Genomic DNA, 20,531 nt, shown 5'->3' with positions numbered 1-20,531 from the left:
GGCGTCACACCTTGATCAGTTCGGCGCCGCGCAGGGCGTCGGCCGCGGTGGCGACGGCGTCGAACGGCAGCCCGGACCGCTCGGCGACGTCGAGCAGACTGTGCTCGCCGTCGGAGAGACTGAGCACCCAGAGCATGGCCATCTGGGCCTGCTTGGTGTCGCTGCGGCCGCCGAGCGCGTCGTACAGCCCGCGCCGGCCCAGCTGGGGTTCGCCGTAGGGGCTGAGGTTGACGTACCGGCGGTTGCGGTCGAGGACGCCGAACGCCTCGCGGCAGACGGCCAGGGTGTCCTCCATGGCCTCAGGGGAGACGAAGTCCAGGTTGTCCGCCGAGGTGTGGTACTCGGGGTAGCCCGCGTACGGGGTCCGGGTGAGCGAGCCGACGCCGAGGTCGAAGCCGGGCGAGCAGTACTGCCGCTCGTCGTAGCCGTACGGGGTGAACTCGTTGATGCGGTGCGGGCGTTCGGAGACGGCCAGGACATGCCGCAGCACGCGGTCGATCTCCGCGTCGCCGCGCCTGCTCCGCTTGTACGTCAAGGAGCCCGGGTCGCCGGCGCAGGCCAGCACCAGCCCGTGCTTGACGCGCTCCACCCGCTCCGCGTTGCGGGCCAGCCAGGTGATCGCGCCGATGGTGCCGGGCGCGAAGATGAACCGGTAGGTGTAGTACGGGTTCTCCTCGGCCAGCGCCCGGGCCAGGAAGACCGCCACCGCGACGCCGGCCATGTTGTCGTTGGCCAGCGCCGGGTGGCAGACATGGCAGGAGACGATCACCTCGTCGGCGACCTGCCCCGGGACCACGTGCTCGGCGTAGGTGAGGTGGCCGTCGGCGAGCGTGGAGTCGATGCGGACCTCGTAGTCGCCGTCCGGCATGGCGTCCAGGGTGTCCTGGGCCAGGCAGAAGCCCCACTCCGGCTGGTAGTAGCTGGTGCGGTACGGCACCCAGGACGGCTGGTCCGGCAGGGTGTGCAGATGCGCGCGCAGCTCGGACAGCGGCAGGGTCGCCGACACCGGCACGCTGTAGCCGAGGACGTGCAGGCTGGACTCGGCGAGGTCGACGACCCGCCGGCCGGTGGAGTCGGCGATGTACGCGTCCCGGATGTTCCACTCCTGCGGCACCGTCCAGTCGAGCACCTGCGTCCCGGTCGGGACCTCGTGCACCTGGAGCGGGACGTACTCGCCGACGATGTCCAGGGTGGCGCGCACCCCGTCGCCGGTGATGCTCCGGCACAGCGGGTACAGCCGCGCCACCAGGGCGTGCATCTCCTCGCCGGCCGTCGTCATCGGCGCCACCGCAGGGTGTCGTCGACCGTGCCGGCCTCGGACGCCGCGCGCAGCACGGCGAGCCGGGTGAAACGCTGGTCGAAGGCCTCCCGGGTCAGGTCGAACTTTCGGTAGGCGTCGGCGAGTTCGAGCGCGCCCCGCTTCACCGTCCACTCGCAGTCGAAGCCGGGGATCGCGGCCCGGAACCGGGAGAAGTCCACCCGGTACGACCGCGGGTCGGCGCCGTTCTCCCCGGTGATGTTCACCCGCGAGCCGGGCACCGCCTCGGCGACCTGCTCGGCGATCTCGGCCACCGTGACGTTGTTGGTCTCGCTGCCGATGTTGAACGCCCGGTCGTGCACCGCTTCCCGGGGCGCGGTCAGCGCGGCCGTGAAGGCCCGGGCGATGTCGACGGCGTGCACCAGCGGGCGCCACGGGGTGCCGTCGGAGAGCACCAGCACCTCACCGGACAGCAGGGCGTGGCCCACCAGGTTGTTCAGCACGATGTCGGCGCGCAGCCGGGGCGAGTGGCCGAAGGCGGTGGCGTTGCGCATGAACACCGGGGTGAAGTCGCCGTCGGCCAGCTCGTGCAGGTCGTCCTCGACGCGCACCTTGGACTCCGCGTACGGCGTCACCGGCCGCAGCGGGGCGTCCTCGGCGACCAGCTCGTCGCCGCCGGCGGCGCCGTAGACCGAGCAGGTGGACGCGTACAGGAAGCGGCCCACTCCGGCGTCGCGGGCCAGCCGGGCCAGTCGTACGGACGCGTGGTGGTTGATGTCGTACGTGAGCTCCGGCGCCAGCGACCCCAGCGGGTCGTTGGAGAGCGCGGCCAGGTGGATCACCGCGTCGACCCCGGCCACCTGCTCGGCGGTGACGTCGCGCAGGTCCACGCGGTGCCCCTGCGGGTCCTCGGGCGCCGGGCCGAGGACGCAGTCGGCGAACAGGCCGGCGTCGAGACCGACGACCTCGTGCCCGGCGGCGGCGAGGACCGGGGCCATGACGGTTCCCAGATAGCCCTGGTGTCCGGTCAGCAGTACGCGCATGGTTCAACCCCCCAGGTTGAGCGTGAGTTTGGTGACGGCGAACGCTTCGGCGTATCGCTCGTGGCATTCGATGCCGCGGATCCGCGCGAGGCCGAGGAAGGCCTCCCGGTCGTACCAGGGCCGGTGGCGCTGCGAGGCGTAGTGCTCCTGGAGCAGCCGTACCTTCTCCTCGGCGAGCTCCGTCGACAGCGGCTGGTAGGCCGCCATGCGGCCGAGGTCGCCGTCCCACTTGACGATCTCGTAGCCGAGCACGAGGTGGTCGCGGAAGGCGGTGGGGATCAGCCGCGCCAGGCCGCGGTGGTCCTGGTGGGCGTCGTCGGTGCGCGGGGCCAGGATCAGATCCGGGTCGGTCCGCTCGCGCAGCTCCTCCACGGCGGCCTTGGCCTCGTCCCAGTGCACGGGCATCCGGCCGTCCGGCAGTTTGAGCACGGTCAGCCGCAGATCGGCGCCGGGGCAGAAGGCGGCGAGCGCGGCCCGCTCCTCCTGCTCGCGTTCGGTGCCGCCGCCGGAGAGCACCAGCGCGTCGACCCGGAGACCGGGCCGCGCCAGGCACAGGGCGAGCAGCGTGCCGCCGGCGCCGATCGCGATGTCGTCGCAGTGCGCGCCCACGGCGACGATCCGCTCCGGGGATCCGGCCCCGAGCCGGATCACGCGGGAACCCCCTGCTCCCACACGGCCCACGGGCGGTCGCCCCGCGCGTAGGCCTCGTCGAGCGCGGCCCGCTCCTTGACCGTGTCCGTCGGCTTCCAGAAGCCGCGGTGCTGGTGCGCCACCAGCCGGCCGCGCTTGGCCAGTTGGGCGCAGCCGTCGGCGACCAGGTCCCCGTTCTCCGGGATGTGGTCGAAGACCTCCTGGCGGAGCACGAAGTAGCCGCCGTTCTCCCACAGGGGCAGTTCGCTCACCGCTGTGATGCCGCCGACCAGGTTGTCCTCGCCCAACTCCACGCAGTGGAAGGAGGACTGGGGCGGTACGACCATCATCGACGCGCCGGCGTCGCGCCGGGAGAACTTCTCGATCATCTCCGGCAGCGGGGCGTCGGTGAGGACGTCGGCGTAGTTGGCGAGGAACATCTCGTCGCCGTCGAGGTGGTGGCGTACGCGGCGCAGCCGCTCGCCGATCGGGGACTCGATGCCGGTCTGCGCGAACGTGATGGTCCAGTCGGCGATGTCCGTGGACAGCAGCTCGGTCCGGCCCTTGCGCAGGACGAAGTCGTTGGACGTCGTCTCCTCGTAGTTGAGGAAGAAGTTCTTGATGTGGTCGGCCCCGTACCCGAGGCACAGGATGAACTCGGTGTGCCCGTAGTGCGCGTAGTAGCGCATGACGTGCCAGATCAGCGGCCGCGGGCCGACCATCGCCATCGGCTTGGGCACGTCGTCGGAGCTTCCGTTGCGCATCCGCATCCCGTAACCGCCGCAGAACAGGACGACCTTCATGACTTCACCTCGACGACGCTCAGTTCCGGGATGGGGAAGACCAGCCGGCCGCCCCACTCGTGCACGTAGGACAGCTGCTCGGTCAGCTCGGCCCGCAGGTTCCACGGGAGGACGAGCACGTAGTCGGGCTTGTCGACGGCGATCTGCTCGGGCGGCAGGATCGGGATACGGGTGCCCGGGGTGAACCTGCCGTGCTTGTAGGGGTTGCGGTCCACCGTGTACGCGAGCAGGTCGGGCCGGATGCCGCAGTGGTTGAGCAGGGTGTTGCCCTTGCCCGGCGCGCCGTAGCCGACGACCGTCTCGCCCCGCTCGGCCGCCTCGACGAGGAACCGCAGCAGGTCCCGGCGCACCTTGGCCACCCGGGCGGAGAACTCGGTGTACCCGGACAGCTCCTGGAGCCCGGCGGCCTTCTCCCGGTCCAGTACGTCGGTCACGCGCCCGCTCGGCTCGCCGGCCACCTCGGCCGGGCGGGCCCACAGCCGGATGGAACCGCCGTGCGTCGGCAGCAGCTCGACGTCCACCAGTGTGAGCCCGCCGCTCGCCAGCGCCCGGATCGCGGACGCGACCGTGTAGTACTGGAAGTGCTCGTGGTAGATCGTGTCGTACTGGTTCTCCTCGATCAGCGTCAGCAGGTGCTGCACCTCGATCGAGACCCAGCCGTCGTCGGCGACCAGGGCGCGCAGGCCCTGGGTGAACCCGACCACGTCCGGGATGTGCGCGTACACGTTGTTGGCCACGACCAGGTCGGCCGGGCCGTGCTCGGCGCGGACGGCCGCGCCGGTCTCCGGCGACAGGAACGCCGTGAGCGTGGGCACACCCGCCTCCCGCGCCGCGGCCCCCACGTTCACCGAGGGCTCGACGCCGAGGCAGCGGATCCCCCGGTCCACCACATGCCTCAGCAGATAGCCGTCGTTGCTCGCGACCTCGACCACGAACGCGTCGGGGCCGAGCCCCACCCGCTCCACGGCGCCGGCGACGAACGTGCGCGCGTGCTCCACCCAGGAGGTCGAGAAGGAGGAGAAGTACGCGTACTCGCTGAACGTCTCCTCCGGTGTGATCAGCGGGGGTATCTGCGCGAGCCAGCAGTCGGTGCAGACCCGCAGATGCAGCGGGTACGTCGGTTCCGGTCGGTCCAGTTGGTCGGCGGCGAGAAAACTCTCGCACGGTGGCGTCGCCCCGAGATCGACGACGCTCGCCAGCGTCGCCGAGCCGCAGAGTCGGCATCGTGTCATCTACTGCCCCCCATTGCTTCCGTCCGACCCGCGATCGCGGTGCGGTACTCCTCCACCAGGCGCTCCAGGCCGACGGCCGGGCTGAAGCCCTGCTCGTAACGGCTCCGGGCCGCCCGGCCCATCTCCTGGTTGCGGGCCCCGTCGCCCGCGATCCGGCGCAGACAGGACGCGAGCGAGGCGGCCTCGCCCGGCCGGTGCAGCAGCCCGGTCACCCCGTCCTCGACGAGCTCGACGAAGGCGCCGTGACCGGCGGCGACGGCCGGTACCCCGGCCGCCATCGCCTCCACGACCACCAGGCCGAACGCCTCCAGCCAGGTCGAGGGAGCCACCACGGCGACCGACCGCGCGATCGCCCGCCGGCACGCCGCCTGGTCGTACAGACCGACGTACCGGACGTCGTCCCGGCCCGCCGCCCAGGCGGTCACCTCCGGCTCCAGCGGACCCGAACCGGCGATCACCAGCGGCACGCCCACCCCGCCCCCGGCGGCGATCTCGTCCCAGGCGGCCATGAGCAGCCGGATGCCCTTGGCCTCCGCGAGCCGGCCGAGATAGAGCAGATGTTCCCCGGCGCCCTCTCTGCGGGCGCCGGGTTCGGGCACGAAGTTGTGCTTCACCGTGAGGCGCCCGGCCGGCAGACCGGCCCGCACCAGGACCTCGCGCTGCGCCGCGGAGATGCACAGGAACCGCTCCACGCCGGACCACCACCGCCGCCGGTTGACCGACAGGCTCACCGCGAGCGGCACCGTCGCCAGCCGGGAGCCCCGGTAGCAGCCGTGGCGCACGGCGGGCAGCGGCGTGGACCCGACGCACTCGGTGCACGGCCGGCCGTCCCGTTGCAGGGTGCCGGGCGGGCAGACCTGGGTGTAGTTGTGCAGCGTGGCGACGGCGGGCACCCCGGCGTCGGCGCAGGCGGCCAGCACCGCGGGCGACAGGAGCGGGAAGACGTTGTGGACGTGCACCACGTCCGGCCGTTCGGCGCGCAGCCGGGCGGCCAGCTCCGTGCGGACCGCCGGGTTCCACGGCACCAGCAGCGGTATGGCGACCTTGCCCGGCAGGGACCGGGCGGCGATGTCGTCACTGCGCCGCTCGAACACCTCGACCCGGTGGCCGGCCCCGCGCAGCAGCGCCACCTCCTGGTCGACGACCTTGTTCTCCCCACTGGGCTGCGCCGAGGCGTAGCGGTTGTGCACCACGAGAACGTGCATGCTCAGGTCACCTCCGATCTCTGGACCCCTCGCGGTACGCGTGGTCCGGGGACGCCGGGCTCCGCCCCGGGGGGAGCGGGCTCGACGGGGGCCGCCAGCAGCGAGGCGGCCAGGGCGAGATGCAGCAGATACGGCGAGGCGTCGCCCAGCCCGGCCTCGGTGTACGACGCGATCGCGCAGTAGCTGATCAGGAAGATCGCGCAGGCCCTCGACAGCGACGGCGGCCGCAGCAGCGCGACACCGCCCAGCACGACGATGATCGCCGCCACCAGGGCGATGCCGGTCACGCCCTGCTCGTTGTAGACGGCCAGCCAGCTGTTGTCGATCGGGAGCCCGCCGAACGACTTGTCGCCCAGGCCCGTGCCGAACAGGTACTGCGTGGTCGTCCGGGGCGCCGCCAGCAGGGCGTGCCAGACCTTGGCCCGGCCGGTCAGGCTGGCGAAGTTCTCCTGGCTCTGCCCGCGCAGGAACCACGCCTGGAGCGCGGAGCTGAACCCCACCGCGGCCACCGCGGCGCACACGACCGTCCAGGTGAAGAACCGGCGGGCGGCCGCGCTGGTCAGCACGAGCGAGCCGATCGCCAGCACCAGCCCGATGATCAGGCCGAGCGTCGCCGTCCGGGTGTGGGTCAGCGCGAGCAGGACGAGGGACGGCACGATCACCACCGCCGCACCGGTCCGGTCGGTCCGCCGGCCCAGCAGGAGCAGCACGGTCAGTCCGATGATCACCGCGGCGTACTGTCCGATCTGCGGCGGGGTGAGCGGCCACAACGCGCCGACCAGCCGCCCGCCGTAGAGATCGGGCAGGGCGGCGCCCGGGGAGACGACCAGGCCGGCGGCCACCGTCGTGAGCACCGCGAAGTACATCCGGATGTGGTGCCGGACGAACGTCGTGCCGCCGTCCCACCAGCGGCTGAGCAGCCACAGCGTGCCGATGAAGAGCGCCAGCCGGGTGCAGCGGAACAGCGCGCCGAACCCGGCCCCCTGGCTCACGCTGGAGATCAGGCTCGGCACCAGCAGCAGGGTGAGCAGGAGGACGTAGGCGCTGGCCCGGACCCGCACCCGGGGGTTGACCAGGAGCGCCAGCGCGAACGCGGCGACCAGCGAGCCCATGGTGACCATCTGGATGAGCGAGCGGGGCAGCGGGACGATGGTCCGCGCCCCGGCGGAGCCCAGGGTGTTGAGGACGAGCAGCCCCCAGACCGCCCCGACGATCTTCGGCGTGTGATCCGTGCCGGTGTCCGGCGCCCTCATCTCACTCACCGTCCCCTGCGCGCAGGGTGCTGCCCGCGTCCTGCCGGTACGGCGCGCCCCGCCACTGCTTGAAGCCGACCGTCCGGCTCGCGTCGTGGACGACGAAGGTCCACGGGCCGACGTAGACGTTGTCGTGCCAGCGGTTGTCCTGCTGTTCGGTGATCGCCTCGGCCACCCGCTCGCCCTGGTACGGCGACCAGTCCGGATAGGTGCCGTAGTTGGACAGCACCGCCATCCGGTCGCACTTCACCGTGCAGTCGAGGACGGACTTGTCCAGCACGAAGCGGTTGTCGTGGATGTCCACCCGCTGGGTCTTCCACCGGCAGTCGGAGTAGAGCGGCGCCCTGGCGATCGCCGGCTGCACACAGCGGCCGGTGTTCTTCACCAGCAGCGTGCAGTCACCGGAGGAGGTGTTGGCGGGGCTGTTGCAGAACCGGTCGGCGTTCTCCCACAGGGTGATCCCGGACCAGTTGTCCTCCAGCACGTTCCGATAGATCTCGATCTTGTCCGTGCGGGCCCGGACCCGCGGTTCACCGCCGGACTCGGACACATAGACGGTCGCGAACGGGAAGGTGTCGCCGGCGGCGGCGTAGGCGCGGCCCTCCACCCAGTTGTTCCGCCGGATCGTGTTGTTCCGGACGACCGCGTTGTAGCTGATCTCGTAGATGAGCGCGGCACCGTCGTTGTTCTCGATCAGGTTGTTCTCGATCAGGAAGTCGTTGTTGTTGGTGTCCGCCCAGAGCCCGGTCCCGCGGTTGTCGTGCACCCAGTTGCCGCGTACGTCCGCGCCGTCGACGGCCCAGAACTTGACGCCTCCGGTGCAGCCGCAGTCCGGCCGCCGCTGCTCCCAGTCGTCCGTGTTGTTGCCCACGATCTCGTTGCCCTCGACCACCAGATCACGCAGGGCGCCGCCGCCCTTGTACGCGTTCATGCCGTACTGGCCGTTGTCGCGCAGACAACTGGCGCGGACCCGCTGGCCGGCACCCGCCATCAGCCCGGCGCCGGAGTTCTTCTGGATCCTCGTGTGCTCGATCACCCAGCCGTCGGCCGAGTCGTGGTTGACCACGCCCTCGTCCCGGGGCGCGGCGAACCCCTGCACCGTCAGATAGCGGATCGTGACGTCGGAGGCGTCGCCGCCGAACGCGTACTGGTTGCTCCTGCGGCCGTCGAGCACCGCGCCCGGCGCGCCGAGATAGACGTCCCCCTCCTTGGGGGTCACCTGGTCGTAGCGGTCCGACATCAGCGTGTGCTTGCCCGGCCGGAGCCAGAAGGTGGTGCGCGGGGGACTGCTCTCGGTCTTCGCGGCCAGGTCGCCGGGCACCGCCGGGTCGACCGTCACCGCGCCCGCCGGCGCCTTCGCCGGTCCGGCCGGGGCCTTGGCGCACACCCGGGCCACCGATCCGGAGGGCGCGGAGGTCGGCTTCGGCGCCGCGTCCGTCGTACCGCTGTCACAGCCGGTCGCCGCCAGCAGCGCCAGCACCAGCGGTGCGGCCGGCCACATCCGGTGCCGCCACGTGATCCCCACGCGTCCTCCCCCCTGCCTAACCGTGGAACCCGAGTACGGTGGTGAACCCCTGCGTGCCGGTCGTGACGCCGGTGCCGACCAGCGCGGTGGCGGGTTCCCTGCGTCCGAAGCCGGCGGAGTACCAGCCCAGCGGCGGCTCGCTCTCACCGCGGTGGGCCCGCCAGTCCAGCCCCTCGGGCAGGTCGAGCACCGCGGAGCGGTCCTCGCCGTCCCGGGTCCAGGTGAGCCGCGCCCGGTTCCCCGTCAGGTCCGCGGTGACCGCCGGGCCGAGGTGGAACGCCAGCCGCACGGCCCGGCGCGGGCCGCGCACCTCGTCGACGATCCTCAGCTCCCCGGTCTCGGACGTCAGTTCCACCTGGCGGCGGTGCACGGACGGCTCGTAGCCGTCGTGCTCGGCGCACCAGCGGGCCGGGTCCGCGACCAGGACACGGGTGCGGGCCTGCCGGGTCCACAGGAACGGGCCGCCGGAGACGGACTGGTCGGCGCCGTCCAGTTGCAGGGTGTTGTGGCCGAGCGTCGACCGGAAGTACCGCCGCCACTCGGGCTGCCCGTGGTAGCAGTACGTCCCCGGGTCGGCGAGCACGTCGACCCCGTCGTGCCGGACCTCCACGGACAGCGCGTCCGCGTGGGCGTGCGCGGCGATGGACAGGAAGCCGTGCGGACCGCCGTCGCAGCGGCACCAGATCCCGCCCGGGCCGCGCAGGATCGTCAGGCCCGCGTCGGCGAAGTGGGCCGGCCGGTCCGCCGGACGGGTCACCGACAGTTCCGTGGGTTTGATCAGCGAGGCCAGCAGCGGGGTGCGCACATCGGTGCCGGGCACCTCCGGCCACCAGGCGAGCCGGCCGAACACCGCGTCCCCGGTGGCCAGCAGCGAGCCCCAGCGGTCGGTGCCCGCGCCGTCCACGACCAGACCGTGCCCGTCGTCCGCGTCCCCCTGGCGCGGCGGCCGCAGCCGGCTGTCCACTACGGCCGCGAGCGCGTCGGTCATCCGCAGCAGCACCAGCCGGACCGTCGCGGGGACCGGCACACCGGCGGCGTCCGCCTCGGCCAGCGCGGCCAGGCCCAGCTCCAGCACCAGTCCGTGGTACTCGGTGGCCAGCTCGCGGTTGAGACCGGAGAGGAAGGTGTTGGCGCGCAGCTGCCGTTCCAGCGACCGCAGCGCGTCGGCCCGCCAGCGCGCCGAGGTGGGGAACCAGCCGAACGCGCAGGCCGCGGCGAACTGCCCCGCGTCCTCGGCGATGACGTGGTTGTTCGCCGAGGACCCCCGGCTGGGGAAGGCGGCCAGCCAGCGCTGGTGGTGCCAGATCTGGTCCAGCGCCACCGGGTTGTCCTCGAACAGGGCGGCCGCGCCCGGCCAGCCGTCGAGCAGCCGGCGGATCCACACCCAGGACAGCAGCCGGATCCCCAGCTCGATGCCGCTGGTCCAGTGCACCCCGTGCAGCGGCGGGTTGGCCGCCCACCACGACCGCAGGTGCGCGGCCACCCGCTCGGCGTACCGCTCGTCCCCGGTGACCGCGTAGGCGGCGGCGAGCCGGGTCAGGTACTGGTGCCGGGAGGGCTCCCAGATCTGCTTGATGTCCCCGACCGTGTCCTCGTCGCGGTACGGCACGTCGAAGGCGTACCCCGCCGGCGCCCGTCGCCCGGTCTTCGGGTCGTACCACCAGTCCGGGTCGGCCAGGTCGTCGCGGTCCACCCCGAAGAACCCGCCGTGCCCCTCCATCAGCCGGTCCGCCTCGGCGACGAGGCGTTTCGCGGCGTCCGGCGGCACCGCGGCGATCGCCCCCGCGGGCAGGACGGAGGTGAACAGGGCGTCGCCGGTCACGCCCGGGCCGGCCGGCGGCGCCGACCGCCACCGCCGCCTGCGCACCGCGTCGGTCACCCGGCCGCCGACCTCGCGCGGCCCCATCCGGGACAGCCGCCGCAGGTACCAGCCCGCGCTCATGGTCATCGCGCCCCCGCCAGCGTCACCGGCACACCGGCGGCCAGAGCGGCCTGCACGGCGAGGGTGGCCGCCGTGGTGGCGACCAGCGACTCCAGCGGCACCGGCATCGGCCCGCCGGTCCGCACGGCCCTGACGAACGCGGCCAGTTCGGCGGACTGGCCCTTGTCCCGGGCCTTGGGCAGCCGCGAACTCACCCACCGCTTGCGGCTGTGGACCGAGGCACGGACGAAGTCGTCGAGCCGCAGCACCTTGCCGTCCGCCACGAGGTCCAGCGTCTCCTTGGGGAACCCGGGCGCGCCGGTGCTGACGTAGCTGACGGTGGCGGTGGACCCGTCCGGGTAGCGCAGCAGCACCTGGAGGTCCTCGGTGCCGGGCGTGGCGACCGCGTACACCGAGACCGGGTCGGCCTCCAGCAGCCAGCTCGCCGTGTCGATGAAGTGGCCGCCCTCGCCGGCGAACCGCGAGCCCTCGGTACCCTGCTGCAGATACCAGCTGCCGTGCTCCAGCCGTCCCGCGTTGACCAGGTACCGCAGGCTCGCCGGCCCGGACCGGGCGCCGAACTGCTCCCTGGCCTCCGTCAGGAGCGGCGCGAACCGGCGGTTGAAGCCCACCTGGAGCCGGTCGTTGCCGGACTCCTCCACCGCCGCGAGCACCCCGGCCAGCTCGTCCTCGGTCAGCGCCAGGGGCTTCTCCACGAAGACGGTCTTGCCCGCCAGCAGCGCCTTGCGGGTCAGGTCGGCGTGCGAGCTGTGCCGGGTGACCACGAACACCGCGTCGATCGACGGGTCGCCGAGGACGGCGTCGAGATCGGTGGTCGCGCCGGCGAAGCCGAACTTGCGCTGTGCGTTGGCCGCGGACAGCGCCGTCGTGGTGACCACCGTCGACAGCTCGACACCCTCGCGCCCCGCCAGGTGCGGCAGCAGCATCGACGTCGCGTAGTTCCCCGCGCCGACGAACGCGAGCCGCACCGGCTTCCCGGCGGCCCGGACCGGTGCCGGCTTCCCGGCCACCGCGGGCACGGCGGGCAGGGTCACCGCCGGGGCCTCGGCCTCGACCGTGTGCCCGGGGTACCGGAACAGCACGGCCACGGCCTTCAGTTCGCCCTCCTTCAGCCGCCCGTACGTCTCGACGGCGTCGTCGAAGTCGGCGACGTGGGAGATCAGGGGCTCCACGTCGACGCGGCCGAGGGCGAGGAGATCGAGGAAGCACGCCAGGTTGCGCCGCTCGGTCCAGCGCACATAGCCGATCGGGTAGTCCCGCCCCTCGAGTTCGTACGACGGGTCGTAGCGCCCGGGGCCGTACGAGCGGGAGAAGCGGACGTCGAGCTCCTTCTCGTAGTACGCGTTCCACGGCAGGTCCAGCCGGCACTTGCCGATGTCGACGACCCGGCCGCGGTCCCGGCTCAGCCGGGCGGCCAGCTCGACGGGCTGGTTGCTGCCGCCGCCGGCGGCCAGATAGACCTGGTCGACGCCGTGACCGCCGGTGAGTTCGGCGACGGCGTTCTCCACGGCCGAGGACGCGGGATCGCCGCAGGCCGCCGCGCCGAGGCGCTCGGCCAGCTCACAGCGCACCGGGTCGGGGTCGGCCCCGACGACGCGGACCCCCGAGGCGGACAGCAGCTGCACCACCAGCTGTCCGATCAGCCCGAGACCGATGACCAGCGCCACCTCGCCGAGCCGTGACTCGCCCTGGCGGACGCCCTGGAGCGCGATCGACCCGACGGTGCCGAAGGCCGCGTGCCGCGGATCGAGGCCGTCCGGCACCCGCGTGTAGAGGTTCTTCGGCACCCAGTTCAGCTCGGCGTGCAGCGCGTGCTCGTTGCCGGCGCAGGCCACCAGGTCGCCGACCTTCACCTCGTCGATCCCGGCGCCGACCTCCTCGACCACCCCGCACAGCGAGTAGCCCAGCGGCGTGTAGGAGTCCAGCTTGCCCATCACCTTGCGGTAGGTGGCGGGCACCCCGTTGGTGGCCACGCTCTGCACGACCTTGGCCACCTGGTCCGGCCGGGACCGGGCCTTGCCCAGCATCGACATGCCGGCCTCGGACACCTTCATCAGCTCGGTCCCGGTGGAGATCAGCGAGTAGGCGCTGCGGACCAGCACCCCGCCCGGCTTGCACCCCGGCACCGGCACGTCGAGCAGGGCCAGCTCGCCGCTCTTGTAGTTCTGTACGACCTGTTTCACCCGAAGTCCTCTTGTCTCTACGCCGTCACGGGAGAGTGCTGGCCGGCTCCGGAGGTCGCGCCGCGATACCAGTACTCGAGGGTCAGCACATGCCACAGATGTTTGGAGAAGTCCCGCTGCCCGGCGGCGTCCTCGGCGACCATGCGCGCCAGCGCCTCGCGGCGCAGCAGCCCGGACCGGACCAGCTCGCCGTCGTTGACCACCTCGCGCACCAGCGGGGCCAGATCCCGGCTCATCCAGGCCCGCAGCGGGGCGCTGAACAGGCCCTTGGGCCGGTACACGATCTCCCGCGGCAGGATCGAGCAGGCCGCCTCCTTCAGGACCGCCTTGCCCTGCCGTCCGACGATCTTGCGGTCGCCGGGCACGGCGAACGCCGCCCTGACCACCTCGACGTCCACGTACGGCACCCGCACCTCGGTCGACGCGGCCATGCTCGACCGGTCCGTGTAGGCGAGGTTCAGGCCCGGCAGGAACATCCGGGCGTCGCCCAGGCACATGCGGTTGACGAAGTCGTCGAGGTCGTTGTCCTCGTAGACGTCCGCGTGCTCGGTCAGGACGTCGTCGACCGTCCCGGCCAGGTCCGGATCGATCAGGGCGAGCAGCTCCTCCTGGTCGTACAGCGTGTAGCTGCGCCGGAACGCGGTCTCCTCCGGCAGATCGGCGAAGGAGAGGAACCGCTTGGCGAAGCGCACCGACCGGTACCCCCGGCGCGCCGAGGCCACCGGCAGCCGGTCCACGGCCGAGGACAGACCGCGCCGCAGGGGACGCGGGACCCGCTGGTAGCGCAGCGCGATCTTGTTGGCCAGGTGCTTGCGGTACCCGGCGAACAGCTCGTCGGCGCCCATCCCGGAGAGCATCACCTTCACCCCGGCCTCCCGGGCGGCCGAGCAGATCAGGAACGTGTTGATCGCGGCGGGGTCGCCGATCGGCTCGTCCAGGTAATGGGTCATCCGCGGCAGCAGATCGAGCACGTCCGGAGCGATCTCGATCTCGTGCAGGTCGACGCCGAACCGCTCGGCCACCTGCCGGGCGTAGCGCAGGTCGTCCGGCATCGCCTCGAACCGGGCGTCCTCGGCGCGGAACCCGATCGTGTAGGCGGAGATCCCGGGCCGGTCCCGGGCCGCCAGCGCGGTCAGATAGCTGGAGTCGAGACCGCCGGAGAGGAAGGTCGCCACGGGGACGTCGGAGAGCAGATGGCGCCGGGTCGACTCCTCGACGACGGCGGCGATGTCCGGCAGGTCACCGCTGCGGGCCCGCTCCCGGCCCTCGGCGGCGACGTCCCGGAGGTTCCAGTACCGGCCGCGCTCCACCCGGCCGTCGGGCCGCAGCCGCAGCCAGCTCCCCGGCGGCAGCTTCTCCGCCTCGCGGAACGCGCACCGCGAGTCCGGCACCCAGTAGTAGAGCAGCGACGCCACCAGCGCCGCCGGGTCCACCTGCAACGAGCCGCCCGTCACGGCGGCCAGCGCCTTCAGCTCGGAGGCGAACAGCAGACCGTCGCCCCGCCGGAGCAGGAACAGCGGCTTGATGCCGAGCTGGTCGCGGGCGAGCACCAGCTCACCGGTGCGCTCGTCGAAGACCCCGAACGCGAACATGCCGCGCAGCCGGGGCAGACAGTCCGTGCCCCAGCGCCGCCAGGCCTCCAGCAGCACCTCGGTGTCGGAGGTCCCGCGGAAGCGCACCCCGGTGCCCTCCAGCTCGGCCCGCAGCTCGGGCGCGTTGTACAGCTCGCCGTTGTACGTCAGGACGAGGCCGCCCGAGGCCATCGGCTGGGCGCCGGTCTCCGACAGGTCGATGATGGACAGCCGGCGGTGCCCGAGGTGCACCTCGCCGTCACCGACGGGGTGGCTGTAGCGGCCCGCCCCGTCCGGACCGCGGTGGGCGAGGGTGTCGGTGAGCCGGTCGGTCACCGCCTTCCCGTCCGGCCATCGGTAAGCTCCTGCGATGCCACACATGTCCTACTGAGCCTCCTGGTCGCTGTCCGGGACCCGCGCCGCCCACAGGGGCAGCCGTTCCGCCCGCCGGGGGAGCGTCCCCTTCGGCCGGGCCGGCCGCTCGCTCTGGCCGCGCAACGCGGTGTGCAGTCCGTCCCACAGCGTGCCGTCGGTCCGGTCACGCGGATCGGGGTCGATCAGCACCACACCGATCACCGGGATGCGCTGGTCCGCGAGCTGCCGCGCCACGGTGTGCAGCCATGCGGCGCTGCCGTGTCCGGCCCGCACGACGAGCACGGTCCGGGTGCCGAGGTACTGCAGGTCGGTCCACGCCGTGCCGGGCGCCACCGAGCCGACGCCGAGCCGGCGTTCCTGGGGCGACACGGCCTCGGCGCGCTCGCCGCCCACCACGGTGGGGTCGCCCGGCTTCGGGCGGCGGCGCGAGAGCTGCGGTCCGGGCAGACCGTCGACGACGACCACCGGCCGCCCGTCCGCCGCCAGCGCCCTCGCGAGGTCCAGGGCGATCACACAGGCGTTGCGCGCGCAGCCCAGCTCCAGCAGCGACACGGGTTCCGCGGCGCCGCGCACGGCACGGGCCAGTGAGGTGGTGAGCCGCTCGCGGGCCGCCCGGACCCGGCGGCGCTGCCACCGCCCCGCCGGCCGGTGGGGCAGTTCGGCGATGACCGAGGCGCCGAGGTTCCCGGCGATCTCCCGGCGCAGCACGGGACGGTCCGCCACCACCGCGCCGACCGCGGCCACCGCGAGCCCGAGGAAGAGCCCGAGGAAGAGCCCGATCCCGGCGTCGGTGGCCGCCGTCTTCGGCAGGGACTGCCGCACCAGCTGCGGGGAGTCCACGATCTGCGTGCCGGCGACGAGCCGCGGTGTGCCGATGCTCGCCTCCGCGGCACGCTGGCCGAAGTCGGTGATCTGCGAGGTGAGTTCGGCCCGGCGGGCGTAGAGCGACTCCAGGTCCGCCGAGGACTCCGGCCCGCTCTCCCCGCTGCCGTCCCCGATCGCCTTGTTGACCTGGGTCAGTTGGGCCTTGAGCTGGTCACGCTGGTCGAGCAGGGCCTTGGCCTCGGCGTGCGCGGACGCCTGGATCCGCCGTACATGGTCCGCCACGAACGCGTCGGCCAGCGCCTTGGCGCGGGCCACCGCCTGTGCGTCGCTGTCCCCGGTGACGGTGATCTGCAGGACGTTGTTGGTCAGTCCGAGACCGCTGTAGTCCTTCATGAAGTCCTCGGCCTTCTCCTGCGACCCGAGGGACTTCAGGGCCGTGCCCGCGATCCGCGTGGTCTGCAGCAGCGCGACATCGGTGCGGATCAGCGTTCCGGGGTCGTTCGGCTGGTCCTCCTCGTGCGCCACCAGCACCTTGGTCACCGCGGTCGGCGGCTGCGGCAGCAGGAACGCCACCGCCGCGCCGGCGAGCAGCCCCAGCAGCGCGAGGGAGCACCACAGACGGCGCCTTCTGCGCACCGCGGCCACCAGGACCTGCAGATCGATCAGCGGAGCGGCGGCCGACGACTCCGCGGCCGTACTCGTCGTCACCCTGTGACCCCCGTCGCTTCGTCCAGCTCACCGTCGAACTCCGCGAGCGCCGGTACCGCGGCCCGCCGGGGCCGGTCGGACGGCCGCGTCGCACGGACCGGACCGGCCAGGACGACGCCGACGACCGCGTGCTTGGCGTCGGCGCACGCCTCCGCGAGGCCGGCGAGCTCCCCCGCGGTCCAGCTGCCGGCGCTGACCACGACCAGGGCACCGGACTCGTGCTCGCGGTCCGGCACCATCGGCCGGGACACCGGGACCGCCACCGCGCGCAGCAGCGGATCGCCCCCGGCCTCGACGACGAGCTGCCCGGCGGCCCGGCGGGCGGTCTCGTCCCCCTCGGGGAACACGACCAGCAGCCGCCGCGGAGCCGGCTGCTGGTCCCGCAGCCGGGAGCACACCCGCCGGTAGCGGATCCGCCTGCTCGCCTCGTCGCCGGAGGACTGCGGTGCCGGGAGGTCCCACCGGACGTCGAGGCCCAGCAGCCGGCGGAGCCAGCGCGGACCCCGGCCGTCCGGCCGGTGCCCGGGCCGTTCGACGGGGACGTCGACCGTGCCCACCAGCGCCGAGCCCAGCGCGGCGGTGATCTCCGCCTCGCCGCGCAGCCGGCGGCTCATCCGCGCGGCGGTGAGATGCCCGATGACCGCGCACAGCAGGAACAGCAGCGTTCCGCCCGCGATCAGCTGCGTCCGCGTCGGCGGTGCCTCGCCGGTCGGCCGGGCCGCCGACCCCATGACGACCATGTTCTTCGCCTCGTCCTCGGCCGGGTCGGCCTGCTCCAGCGTGTTGATGGCCTCCCGCAGCGCGGTGCGCAGCTTCTCCAGCTCGGTGCGGGTCTGCACGCTCTCCACGGTCTGCCCCGGATCGGCCGCGTCGGCCAGCTGACTGATCCGGCGGCTGGTGGCCTCCACCGACTTCTGCAGCGCGGCGAGCTCCTGCGCCGCCTCGGGGTCGGCGCTCTCGCTCGCGATCCGGGTGGCGTAGGAGACGAACTCCTTGGCCACCTGGTCGGAGAGCCGCTGGGCGCGCTCCGGTGTCTCGGCCGTGCCCGTGATCTTGATGATGTTGCCGTCGGTGGCCTTGGCGCTGACCTGCTCCCGCAGGTCGTTGCCGCTCACCCCGGGCCAGCCGAGGGTGGCGGCCACGCGGTCGACCACGACCGAACTGGTCGCCACCTCCGTCTGCGTCAACAGCTCGCGCTCCTCCCACGTCCCCGGCAGCAGCACCGACGCCGAGGTCGTGTAGCGCGGCGGGAACAGCACGGAGGCGCCGTAGCCGACGAGCGCACCCACCAGGGCGAGGAGGGTGAGCAGCCGCCAGCGCCGACGGACGATCCGCCCGATCGTGACCAGGCGTATGGTGTCATCGCTCAAAGGTGCGGCCTTCCCCTGCCGGATCCGGGTCGCGTGCCGTCACCGGGGTCCGGTCCCGGCACGCGGCGGCGTAGGCGGCGAGCAGTGAGCGCTGGGAGTTGCGCCAGGACAGCGGTCCGCTGATCCGCTCCTGGCCGATCTTGCCCATCAGGGCCCGCTTCTCCGGATCGTCCAGCAGCCGCGCGATGAGCCCGGCGAACTCGCTCTCGTCGTTGGCGGGCGCGTAGACGGCGGCGTCACCGGCGGAGACCCGCGCCTCCCGGAGGTCGAAGGAGACGAGCGGCCGGCCCATCACCATGTACTCCAGGACCTTGTTCATGGTCGACACGTCGTTGAGCGGATTGTGCGGGTCGGGGGAGAGGCACACGTCCGCCGTGGACAGGTAGCGCACCAGGTCGGCGTCCGGGATGCGCCCGGTGAACTGCACCTGTTCCGCGAGCCCGAGCCGCCGGGACAGCTCCACCATCGCCTCGAAGGTGTCCCCGGCCCCGACGAACACCGCGTGCCAGTCGGTCCGCCCCTGCTCGTCGCGGAGCTTCGCCAGGGCCCGCAACGCGTAGTCGACGCCGTCCTGCGGGCCCATGACGCCGAGGTAGCACAGCAGATGGGGCTTGCCGCGCTTCAGTTCCGGCTCGGGCGGCACGGGGTGGAACCGGTCGATGTCGGGTGCGCTGCGCACCACGAAGACGTCCTCCGGCCGGCGTCCGCCGCGGCGCACCGCGACGTCCCGGTAGCTCTCGTTGGTGGCGAGCACGACGTCGGCGGCCCGGTAGGTCATCCGTTCCAGCGCGCACACCCCGCGGTAGAGCAGGTCCTGGCCGCGGTCGAACCGGGAGAGGTACAGCTCGGGCACCAGGTCGTGCTGGTCGAAGACGAACCGCGCGCCGCGCCGCTTCAGCCACAGGGCGGGCAGGAACAGCAGGTCGGGCGGGTTGCAGGCGTGCACCACGTCGACCGGGCCGACCTTGCGGGCCAGCCGGACGGTGTGCCACAACGCCGTGCCGTACTCCCGCAGATACCCGGCAGGCCCTCCGGTGGCGGCGCGCAACGGGTAGCGGTGGATCCGCACCCCGTCGATCTCCGCCTCCGCCTCGGTGTCCCGTTTCGTGCCCTGCGGGCAGATGACGTCCACCGTCCAGCCCGCGTCGCGCAGCGTCGTGCACTCCTGCCACACCCGCCGGTCGAAGGGCACCGACAGGTTCTCCACCAGGATCAGCGCGCGCCGGCCCGGCCGCCCGCCCCGGTTCGTGTCACCAAGCAAGGCCCATGTACCCCGGTTCGGCCCGGCGCACATCGGCGTCGGGGAGGCGGATGAGGTCGACGATCACCGGGCCGTCGCCGTGCGGCAGCGCCGACAGCACCTCCGGGTCCCTGGTGCCGACCAGGCACACCTCGGCGTGGTCGAGCACCTCCTCGACGGAGTCCGCGAGGAGCTGCGCCAGGTGCGGCAGCCGGGTCTCGATGTACTCGCGGTTCGCGCCGAGCAGCCGGGAGAGGCTCACGTTGGCGTCGTAGATCTTCAGGTCGTACCCCTTGCCGAAGAGCCGTTCCGCCAGCTCCACGAGCGGGCTCTCCCGCAGGTCGTCGGTGCCGGGTTTGAAGGACAGCCCGAACAGGCCCGCCCGGCGTTTGCCGGTGCGCTCGACCAGCTCCACCGCGCGTTGCAGATGGTCGGAGTTGGAGGGCAGCACATGGGACAGGATCGGCACCGAGACGTCGGCCCGCTGGGCCGCGTGGACCAGGCTGCGCAGGTCCTTGGGCAGGCAGGAGCCGCCGAAGGCGAAGCCGGGCCGCAGATAGGCGGGGCTGATGTTCAGCTTGCGGTCGGCCAGGAACACGTCCATCACCTGGTGCGAGTCGACCCCGAGCGCCTGGCACACCGCGCCCAGCTCGTTCGCGAACCCGATCTTGAGGCCGTGGAAGGCGTTGTCCGCGTACTTGATCGCCTCGGCCGTCGGGATCGGCACCCGGAACCGCTCGCCGGGCAGGCCGTCGTACAGCGCCAGCACCGTGTCGCCGCTGGCCGCGTCGAGTTCGCCGACGACGGTCTTGGGCGGGTCGAAGAAGTCCTTGACGCTGGTGCCCTCGCGCAGGAACTCCGGGTTGACCGCGACCCCGATGTCCACGCCGGCGGTGCCGCCGACGTATTTCTCCAGGATCGGCACCAGCAGGTTCAGACAGGTGCCCGGGAGCATGGTGCTGCGGAACACGACGGTGTGCCGTCCACCGCGCTCGGCCAGCGCCGCGCCGATCTCCTCGGTGACCCGCTCCAAGTACGTGGTGCACAGGCTGCCGTTGGGCTCCGACGGGGTGCCCACGCAGACCAGCGACACCTCGCTGTCCATGACCGCCTCGCGGACGTCGCGGGTGGCGCGCAGCGCGCCGGTCCGCACGACGTCGGCGATGAGTTCGCCGATCCGCTCCTCGACCACCGGGGCCTTGCCGTCGTTGACCAGGTCGACCTTCACCTGGTTGACGTCGACCCCGACGACCTCGTGCCCCATGCTGGCCAGGCACGCGGCCGACACGCAGCCCACGTAGCCGAGCCCGAAAACGCTGACCTTCATGACTCGTTCCTCCCCCAGGGCAGGCACTTCCGGCCTGCCGC

15 protein-coding genes are annotated in these 20,531 nt (G+C 72.7%); all 15 read right to left on the bottom strand.

Going from position 1 to position 20,531, the window contains the following annotated elements:
* Nucleotides 1–4: 4 nt before the first annotated feature.
* From ABZ490_RS33785 to ABZ490_RS33715, 15 genes are read right to left on the bottom strand one after another with little or no spacing between them, the layout of a single operon-like run.
* Nucleotides 5–1,288, bottom strand: coding sequence for a DUF4910 domain-containing protein (locus tag ABZ490_RS33785; RefSeq protein WP_358998778.1), 1,284 nt, complete (start codon nt 1,286–1,288; stop codon nt 5–7).
* A complete protein-coding gene (locus tag ABZ490_RS33780) occupies nt 1,276–2,301 on the bottom strand; it encodes an NAD-dependent epimerase/dehydratase family protein (RefSeq protein ID WP_358998775.1) in 1,026 nt (341 codons plus the stop codon). Before ABZ490_RS33780 ends, ABZ490_RS33785 begins: the two co-directional genes overlap by 13 nt.
* A 3-nt stretch (nt 2,302–2,304) precedes the next feature.
* Nucleotides 2,305–2,952, bottom strand: coding sequence for a PIG-L deacetylase family protein (locus ABZ490_RS33775; protein WP_358998772.1), 648 nt, complete (start codon nt 2,950–2,952; stop codon nt 2,305–2,307).
* Nucleotides 2,949–3,734 (bottom strand): glucose-1-phosphate cytidylyltransferase, encoded by a 786-nt coding sequence (locus ABZ490_RS33770; RefSeq protein ID WP_358998769.1) that lies wholly within the window; start codon nt 3,732–3,734, stop codon nt 2,949–2,951. Before ABZ490_RS33770 ends, ABZ490_RS33775 begins: the two co-directional genes overlap by 4 nt.
* Nucleotides 3,731–4,966 carry a class I SAM-dependent methyltransferase gene (locus ABZ490_RS33765; protein WP_358998766.1) on the bottom strand — a complete coding sequence of 412 codons (1,236 nt, stop codon included), beginning with the start codon at nt 4,964–4,966 and terminating at the stop codon, nt 3,731–3,733. Before ABZ490_RS33765 ends, ABZ490_RS33770 begins: the two co-directional genes overlap by 4 nt.
* Nucleotides 4,963–6,171: a glycosyltransferase gene (locus ABZ490_RS33760; protein WP_358998763.1), complete on the bottom strand. Its 1,209-nt coding sequence runs from the start codon at nt 6,169–6,171 to the stop codon at nt 4,963–4,965. The genes ABZ490_RS33765 and ABZ490_RS33760 overlap by 4 nt, the downstream gene beginning before the upstream one ends.
* A gap of 2 nt (nt 6,172–6,173) precedes the next feature.
* A complete protein-coding gene (locus ABZ490_RS33755; protein WP_358998761.1) occupies nt 6,174–7,424 on the bottom strand; it encodes an O-antigen ligase domain-containing protein in 1,251 nt (416 codons plus the stop codon).
* Nucleotide 7,425: 1 nt separating this feature from the next.
* Nucleotides 7,426–8,925 carry a right-handed parallel beta-helix repeat-containing protein gene (locus ABZ490_RS33750; protein ID WP_358998947.1) on the bottom strand — a complete coding sequence of 500 codons (1,500 nt, stop codon included), beginning with the start codon at nt 8,923–8,925 and terminating at the stop codon, nt 7,426–7,428.
* A 40-nt stretch (nt 8,926–8,965) separates the two neighbouring features.
* Nucleotides 8,966–10,897: an alginate lyase family protein gene (locus ABZ490_RS33745; RefSeq protein ID WP_358998758.1), complete on the bottom strand. Its 1,932-nt coding sequence runs from the start codon at nt 10,895–10,897 to the stop codon at nt 8,966–8,968.
* The gene (locus ABZ490_RS33740) at nt 10,894–13,074 is read right to left on the bottom strand and encodes a bi-domain-containing oxidoreductase (RefSeq protein WP_358998755.1); all 2,181 of its coding nucleotides are present in this window, start codon (nt 13,072–13,074) and stop codon (nt 10,894–10,896) included. The genes ABZ490_RS33745 and ABZ490_RS33740 overlap by 4 nt, the downstream gene beginning before the upstream one ends.
* Before the next feature lie 17 nt (nt 13,075–13,091).
* Nucleotides 13,092–15,026: an asparagine synthase (glutamine-hydrolyzing) gene (gene asnB / locus ABZ490_RS33735; RefSeq protein WP_358998752.1), complete on the bottom strand. Its 1,935-nt coding sequence runs from the start codon at nt 15,024–15,026 to the stop codon at nt 13,092–13,094.
* 3 nt (nt 15,027–15,029) lie between these two features.
* A complete protein-coding gene (locus ABZ490_RS33730) occupies nt 15,030–16,553 on the bottom strand; it encodes a Wzz/FepE/Etk N-terminal domain-containing protein (RefSeq protein ID WP_358998749.1) in 1,524 nt (507 codons plus the stop codon).
* On the bottom strand, nt 16,550–17,923 hold the full coding sequence (locus ABZ490_RS33725) for a Wzz/FepE/Etk N-terminal domain-containing protein (RefSeq protein ID WP_358998747.1): 1,374 nt from the start codon (nt 17,921–17,923) through the stop codon (nt 16,550–16,552). Before ABZ490_RS33725 ends, ABZ490_RS33730 begins: the two co-directional genes overlap by 4 nt.
* Nucleotides 17,913–19,217 (bottom strand): glycosyltransferase family 4 protein, encoded by a 1,305-nt coding sequence (locus tag ABZ490_RS33720; protein WP_358998744.1) that lies wholly within the window; start codon nt 19,215–19,217, stop codon nt 17,913–17,915. Before ABZ490_RS33720 ends, ABZ490_RS33725 begins: the two co-directional genes overlap by 11 nt.
* A complete protein-coding gene (locus ABZ490_RS33715; RefSeq protein WP_358998741.1) occupies nt 19,174–20,490 on the bottom strand; it encodes a nucleotide sugar dehydrogenase in 1,317 nt (438 codons plus the stop codon). Before ABZ490_RS33715 ends, ABZ490_RS33720 begins: the two co-directional genes overlap by 44 nt.
* Nucleotides 20,491–20,531 lie beyond the last annotated feature (41 nt).

It is taken from the genome of Streptomyces sp. NPDC005811 (assembly GCF_040630405.1).
GTDB lineage: Bacteria > Actinomycetota > Actinomycetes > Streptomycetales > Streptomycetaceae > Streptomyces.
This window is presented reverse-complemented; position numbering and strand designations above follow the sequence as displayed.